The sequence below is a fragment of the Shewanella sairae genome (genome assembly GCF_023283535.1).
Taxonomy (GTDB): domain Bacteria; phylum Pseudomonadota; class Gammaproteobacteria; order Enterobacterales; family Shewanellaceae; genus Shewanella; species Shewanella sairae.
Genome location: NZ_JAKILT010000105.1, coordinates 1 through 6,674, shown reverse-complemented (window position 1 = coordinate 6,674; position 6,674 = coordinate 1). Strand labels below are relative to the sequence as shown.

Genomic DNA, 6,674 nt, shown 5'->3' with positions numbered 1-6,674 from the left:
CATTGACGATATCATCAAGAATAATGACTTTATGAATGAGAGTATCGGTTATATCAATCATCAGGTGATTGCTACAGGTCTAACGAGCATTGATGGTAACCTCCTTGCTGTTCAATTATCTAAGCTGTTTAAAAAACGTGAAGAAGACCCTCTAATAGAACTTAGAACGCCCGAGTGTACACAGGAGCTCACATCCATAGCTAATAATTGGCCACGGACAGTCGCTGGATATGATGAGTTTAAAGTAACAGATAATGAAAGCACATTTAATTTAAGAACAGTTGTAGAAAGTAATAATCTTGTACTACTTGATGCCTATCAAGCCATGCGAGGCTATATTCCATCATATGTACAAGACGTTAATAATGTGTTTAGCTTCGGACTTGGAATAGATATCAACCAGATGGCGCCGTCATTATCGGCAATCTGGGACGATATGTTAACGCCAGAGTATCAATGTGGACCTTTAGCGCAAATACAAGGGGAAATGAGTCAAAATAGCCCCGCAATGCTAGGTATGTTTACCGGGATGGCAAATGGTGTCAAAGGTTTTGGGGCGTCGCTTATTGATTACAAGATCAATGAAGATTTGGATAATCCGCAACTAGAAAGCTTAGATGCGGTAGTAAGCTTATCAGCTGAAAACCCAAATGTGCTATTTAACTTGGCTAAAACGTTAGCACCGGAGTTAGCCGACATTCAGCTACCAACTAATGGCAACGCAATCGAGCTAAACACAATTATCCCTATGCCGGAAGAAATTAAAATCTCACCCAAATTGGCGATTAAGGGGGAGCATATAGTGTTGTTTGCTGGCGAGAAAGGGGAAGCCGTTGCAAATGCCCTAGGTGAAGAACCACTTGTCAGTAATGGTTTGATGGTCATATCTACCGACTACAGGAAGATATTTAAACCACTATTGAGTCTTTGGGAGCTAACGGGTGAATCTATACCTGAAGACTTCAATAGAATGAAAGACTATAATATGCGTTCTAGGTTTAGTTTAGATGTTGAACAAAAAGGCTTTGAGGTTGAATCATATATAAATTATTACTCAACTCAATAAACATTATATAGCCGCCTATGCATACAACAGGAATTTAACATAACGACAAATTGTATGCATCGAAAAAAATGACTGGGGGAATTTCTGCCACGAAAGGCTTAAAACCCTGTGTTATCTTGCTCAAAAAGCGGTAGATCATGGCCCAATAAAAAGTGGTGAATTTCACCACTTTTGCCTTTTGGGGCGTTGAGGCTGAAAATGCAGTTAAACCTAAGATCCTCGTCGATAAGGTTCTATCTTTGGTTGCCAGGTGGTTGGTTGGCCTGCGAGCTCCTCTCTTACCTTTTCTCTGATTTTTATTCTTTTAGCCTTAGAAATTTTTTCAACTTTTGATTTTTCTTCTGTCATTTTAGTTCTAACTTCTCTAATTCATGATTATCTTAATTTGCAGTAGTCAGTTCTGTCCACTCCTGACATTTTGCGCTAACTGCAAATACAACTCTTCGAGTTTATAAGTAGCAAAAAAATTTACCAACTTAACGATCTCGATTTCATGACAACCAACAAAAAAATGGTCTTATGTCGAGGGGCTGTTGGGGATAGGAAATCACTGTACCCATAGAGCGAGTTATCTTGGGTGGTTATCGTTTTTATGTTATCGCACAAGAACTACCGCATTTAAGTTAACGCATTGATTAGGTTTTCGCCGTAACCATACCGTAACCGCTTATCTCATTGGGGTACACCCTAATCGGATAGAACACATCAGTATCATTAGCACTCGCATTTTCGACGATTCAAATTCGCCACACTCAGAGTGACGAATTAACGAATTAACGAATTAACGAACCTGTATTGACACTCAAGGTAATGAGACGTACAATCACTTTGAATTAACGAATTAACGAATTAACGAATTAACGAATTAACGAATTAACTATTGTATCGAGAGGATAGTATGTCATTGATTATTAGTGTAGTTGGTCAAAAAGGTGGTTCAGGAAAAAGCACGTTGTCACGAGCTATTGCAACTTGTTACGCTTCGGCCAGTTGGGATGTAAAAATAGCAGACTTGGATATCAACCAATCGACTAGTTTCACTTGGTTACAAAGAAGAATAAATAACTCAATAGAACCAATCATTGCAGTGGAAGCATTTGGAAGTGCGACACAGGCATTGAAAAAATCTGATGATTACGATTTATTTATTTTCGATGGAGCACCAACAGCTAGTAGAACGACAACAGAAATATGTAAATCATCTGACTTAATAGTAATACCTACAGGGTTGGCTCTTGATGATCTAGAGCCATCTGTAGTGTTAGCTAACAATTTAAGTAAAGAGGGAATAGATAAAAACAAAATATGCTTCGTATTTAATAGAGCGTCTGGCTCTGAGTTAGAGTACAACGAAGCTAAAAACTATCTAGACGAAACGCCTTACTTTGTAATAGGTGGACGCATAGAGGATAAACCTTGTTATAGACAAGCTATGAATGAAGGGAAAAGTGTCACAGAAGCAAGATATAAACAACCAAGAGAAAAAGCGGACGTTGTCATGCAGAATTTAATAAACAGAATTGAAGAATTAACGAATTAACGAATTAACGAATTAACGAATTAACGAATTATAGGAATGTAAAATGGCTGCCCCAACTAAAAAACCTAAAAATAATAGATTAGGTTCAGCTCCACAAGCAACACCATTGAATACCGTTGGAAACAATACTAGTAAACCATCAAACTCAGAGCTTGTTCCTTTAAATTTTAAAGTAGACGCTGAATTCAAACGGGATATAAAAAGTTTCGCTGCATCACATGATATGAGCATGGTGGATGTAATCAAAATGGCATTTGAAGAATACAAAAAAACAAAAGGCTCGAATTAACGAATTAACGAATTAACGAATTAACGAATTAACGAATTAACGAAAGTCAACAGCAGTATTCGACACTGCTATTGACTATGCAACACAATTAATCATCGGAGATTAAGCAATGTCACTACAAGAGTATATCGCAATCGAAAAAGTTCGTCTAATAGACTTACCAAAAATGCCAGCAGGTGAATTATTCCAATGGCTAGCAACTAAACCAACTTGGATACAGGCTAGGGTAGTCAAACAATTACAGCTTAACAATTCACATTAGTTAAGTAATGTACGCAAACCGCCTACTCTTAACTTTGGAGAAAGTCGGGCGCTCCTGGTAAGTAACGTCACAATCCAAAAATAGGGACGGTTCGGAACCGTCCCTATGTTCGCTAGCCTCTTACTTCGTAAGCAAGATTAACGTTAAGAAACATCGTACCGTTACGGTACTCCACTTTACACAAATCATCTCTAATGAGTGCCAGCGCAGCTAACAGAGTGAAACACACGATAGCTAGACTCAAAGTAGTTGTTTTTCTTTTCGGCATATCTTGCCCCTTGTAGTGAAAGAGGCTACTATTTGCATTGTTGAGATACATCGTAGGCCTCATAGTTAATGGATTTAACTTTGGGGCTTTCGTCTATCTGGCCGTTACAAAACTATGCTCTTGCCAAATAGCCAAGAGCACCCGCATGAAGTTTACCACTTGTATTATCATTCCCGCTAATGCTTTTTCTTTAAAGAATGGTTTCACCATTCTATTCAATAATCACTCTTGAAATCGTTACACTATCAACACAGGCTAGCTTCGATTTTGTTTTTTCTTTCTGCCAGACAGTCGCGTAGCGACAAGCGTCGCAGACAAATCCGCTATACAGAAACAAATGAAGCCTAACGGTCGGTTAGACAAAATATCCTTTCAGCGCTGCTTTTAAATGATGTCCTCTAGCTTTAGCTAGAAAATGGACATTTCATTTTTGTTTGTGGTCTTTAAAGATCTTTTTATCTTTCATTTTTTAAAAGCTTGTAACCCAAAAAAAGAAAAAGATTTTAAGCCTAAAGATCACAACTAACTTTGCAGTCTTGATTTGTACTTTAACTAATTCCTAAAAAAAACATCAATCACTTTAAATAGACAGAGTGCGAACCAAAAACCATGAAAAATACAAAATGTAGAACGAGTTAAGCAGCACATTTCAGCTCGTTTAGGAGCAATATACCGCGTTCAGACACGACAAAACTCGGCAAGTAAGCCGATATAGGTCATTTTGATAAACTGCTTTAGCGCTAATTAGGTGGTACGTGGTAAGTTTCACGTACATGGTGAGAAGTGATCAGATCGAGCAAGCGTTGGCATGGCTCAACCACTTTCATGTTCTTACGAAGCGTACCGTCCATACGGTAACGTGAATTAGGGTAACGTGCTTTTTGCTTAAAGGATTTACCTTTCGTTTTCAAATCAGCTTCATGCTTTGCAGCGCCGTTACGAACGGACAAACGGGACGCGCCGAGCATATCTAACAACCCTTTAGATAGAACCTTGTAACTTGCTTCTGCATGAAACATAGCAGCGTGGCCATCTTCATAAATAGCCACAGTATCGCTTTGCAGATAACCACATTGGACTAATTTATTGATATAAAAATACCAAGTTGATTCGGCAATATAAACACCATGCCTAAGTGCCACTTCCATTCTCAGCGCATCATGGGTGAGGTTCTTACCGCCTTTACGAGTAGCAACAACGATCATGCCATTAGCAACATTACAATTAACCACAAACGCAGAAAGCATCAAACTTAGAATAATCTTAGAGCGCTCTTGTAATGTTCCACGGTATAAGCCGTCACTATGTTCAAGAAATTCTTCTCTATGAGGTAGTACCTTTGCTTGTCTGAGTAATGTTTTAACGTAATCGGGAAGTCTTGCGCTCTTGAATCCATTGAATGAGGCAACTTTACCTTGAAATCCAACAGCCTTACCGCTTTTATGAACTCGATCAGCCGTTTCTAGAATTTCAGCATTAACTTTGTCCCGCTCAGCTTTGCGTGCTTTCTTGAGGCGTTTAGTTTCATCAACGACAGTGTAAGCTTGTCCGTCTGGTATTTCACAGTCAAAAGCATTCGCATCATCATAAGACGACAACGGAGGAAGTTCAGAGCAATGCTCATCACACTCAATGGTTGAAAAGAGTGTCTCTAGGTTAGCGTGTTGCATTAGACACACTCACAATAGGCATACTAGATCGCAAAAGGATCGGCATGTCATATTGAATGTATCTAGATCTACAAAGGGATTGATGCTGCAATATGCAGCTATAGCGCTGTTGGATTTTCATTATTAGACTCTACACGATTTAATATATTTGGATGCGACTCCAAATATTTGATTAGCTAAGTTAATCGATCAAAACGAACTATGCAAGATCAATTTACTAAGAGTGAATTTTAAGCACAAAAAAGCCGAACACGTGTAGGAGTTCGGCTTTTTTGCAAATGCTATATAGTTAGATTCGCGGTCTAACACATTTTAAACTTAAAAAATACACTACACAGAAAACTATGTAGTAGTGCTCTTTGTAATGCACTTCACTTTAAGTTATAGGGTAACTATAAACATTTTCGACTCAATTTTACAGGATTTTTTTGTTTATTCGAGTATCACTTTCCAATACTTGATACATACCAGAACACCTGTCCTAATACATGAAAATCTGCTCGTGATTTTTTACTTATGACTTCATCTTCAAATTCTTGATTATACGACCTTATGATTATTCGGTCTGGCGCCTCAATCAAAAGCTTAACTCTTAAAAAATTATCCTGCTTTATTACATACATAAACCCGTCTTTTATACTTTTTTTCTGAGTATTAAAAGCCACTACGGAGCCATCTCGTAATACGGGATTCATTGATACACCCTGCACTTTTACACAATAAAGTTTTTCCTCTTGCCCTTGAGCTTCTACAACAGCTTTGGGTAATGGAACATTTTTTATATTCTCCTCCCACCTCACACCAGCAATTCCAGTTGTTGCTGTTTCATAATAAAACCTTAAAAAAGTTACGTTATTACAAATATCATCCTCACCTGATAGCAAATAATTTACAGTGCATTGTAGTTTTTCCGCTAAAAGGTGTAAAACCTCACCACTTGGACAGCTATAACCTAATTCCCAACGAGATACTGCCGCTTTAGAAATACCAACATGTTCTGCTATATCAAGTTGCGTGAAACCTAAAGATTTACGTGTATTTTTCAGCCGATCTAAAAATTTCATATTAACACTAATCCCCTACTTACTAGTCGGCATTCATTTTTACGACTTCGTACCACCGCCGCTTAGTCAACAGTTGATTTCTGGTGATTATTTTGTTTACTTGATTGATATGTTGAATTATCATGCAGCATATCAACACAAGCAGTAGGGTTATCCAGAGGATAGCCCCTAATAAACGTAACGCTAAGTTACCTAGTTATAGAGTAGCCCAATGTCTAAAGGCATACCCATTCAGTTAATGCTTTCTCCAGCCGCTTACGCTGCATTAGCCGCAAAAGCTAAACAGGAAAATTGCCGTAAACGTGAATTGGCGGCTCAACTGCTTAATAGTTCTTTACACATTAACGTCATTCATAAGCGTTAATTTGATGTTTCCAACACTGTGAAGTGTAGGTACATGTTGTACTGGAGGGCGCTAAGAACGGCGCAGGGCAGGTTAACCCTAAAGAATGTGAGGTAGCCGTATGCTAGGCGCCGACCTTATCTGCAAGGAAAGGGAATGTAGCATCTGTTAT

General features: G+C 38.4%; 7 protein-coding genes and 1 pseudogene. 4 read left to right on the top strand and 4 right to left on the bottom strand.

Features of this window, described 5'->3' with window-relative positions; translation table 11 throughout:
- Positions 1–1,066 (top strand): annotated as a pseudogene (locus L2748_RS22725) (hypothetical protein); the annotation flags it as partial.
- Between the two features lie 210 nt (positions 1,067–1,276).
- Here the strand turns inward: L2748_RS22725 and L2748_RS22720 are convergent.
- A complete protein-coding gene (locus tag L2748_RS22720) occupies positions 1,277–1,414 on the bottom strand; it encodes a hypothetical protein (RefSeq protein WP_220783383.1) in 138 nt (45 codons plus the stop codon).
- Between the two features lie 550 nt (positions 1,415–1,964).
- Between L2748_RS22720 and L2748_RS22715 the strand changes: the two genes are divergently transcribed.
- A complete protein-coding gene (locus L2748_RS22715; RefSeq protein ID WP_220783382.1) occupies positions 1,965–2,606 on the top strand; it encodes a ParA family protein in 642 nt (213 codons plus the stop codon).
- Positions 2,607–2,649: 43 nt separating this feature from the next.
- Positions 2,650–2,895 carry a ribbon-helix-helix domain-containing protein gene (locus tag L2748_RS22710; protein WP_220783381.1) on the top strand — a complete coding sequence of 82 codons (246 nt, stop codon included), beginning with the start codon at positions 2,650–2,652 and terminating at the stop codon, positions 2,893–2,895.
- Between the two features lie 374 nt (positions 2,896–3,269).
- On the opposite strand, the gene L2748_RS22705 is transcribed toward L2748_RS22710, so the two are convergent.
- The 3 genes from L2748_RS22705 to L2748_RS22695 form a co-directional block, all read right to left on the bottom strand.
- Entirely contained in the window at positions 3,270–3,425 is a 156-nt protein-coding gene (locus tag L2748_RS22705; protein WP_220782108.1) for a Hok/Gef family protein, read from the bottom strand.
- A 740-nt stretch (positions 3,426–4,165) separates the two neighbouring features.
- A complete protein-coding gene (locus L2748_RS22700; protein WP_220783380.1) occupies positions 4,166–5,095 on the bottom strand; it encodes a hypothetical protein in 930 nt (309 codons plus the stop codon).
- Positions 5,096–5,538: 443 nt separating this feature from the next.
- Positions 5,539–6,159, bottom strand: coding sequence for an XRE family transcriptional regulator (locus tag L2748_RS22695; RefSeq protein WP_220783379.1), 621 nt, complete (start codon positions 6,157–6,159; stop codon positions 5,539–5,541).
- A 211-nt stretch (positions 6,160–6,370) separates the two neighbouring features.
- Between L2748_RS22695 and L2748_RS22690 the strand changes: the two genes are divergently transcribed.
- The gene (locus L2748_RS22690) at positions 6,371–6,523 is read left to right on the top strand and encodes a hypothetical protein (RefSeq protein WP_220783378.1); all 153 of its coding nucleotides are present in this window, start codon (positions 6,371–6,373) and stop codon (positions 6,521–6,523) included.
- The last annotated feature ends 151 nt before the right edge of the window (positions 6,524–6,674 follow it).

Excerpts from the sequence above, each read along its gene's own strand:
- L2748_RS22715 (WP_220783382.1), top strand. The coding sequence starts at position 1,965 with ATGTCATTGATTATTAGTGTAGTTGGTCAAAAAGGTGGTTCAGGAAAA.
- L2748_RS22695 (WP_220783379.1), bottom strand. The coding sequence starts at position 6,159 with ATGAAATTTTTAGATCGGCTGAAAAATACACGTAAATCTTTAGGTTTC.
- L2748_RS22700 (WP_220783380.1), bottom strand. The coding sequence starts at position 5,095 with ATGCAACACGCTAACCTAGAGACACTCTTTTCAACCATTGAGTGTGAT.
- L2748_RS22710 (WP_220783381.1), top strand. The coding sequence starts at position 2,650 with ATGGCTGCCCCAACTAAAAAACCTAAAAATAATAGATTAGGTTCAGCT.
- L2748_RS22705 (WP_220782108.1), bottom strand. The coding sequence starts at position 3,425 with ATGCCGAAAAGAAAAACAACTACTTTGAGTCTAGCTATCGTGTGTTTC.
- L2748_RS22690 (WP_220783378.1), top strand. The coding sequence starts at position 6,371 with ATGTCTAAAGGCATACCCATTCAGTTAATGCTTTCTCCAGCCGCTTAC.
- L2748_RS22720 (WP_220783383.1), bottom strand. The coding sequence starts at position 1,414 with ATGACAGAAGAAAAATCAAAAGTTGAAAAAATTTCTAAGGCTAAAAGA.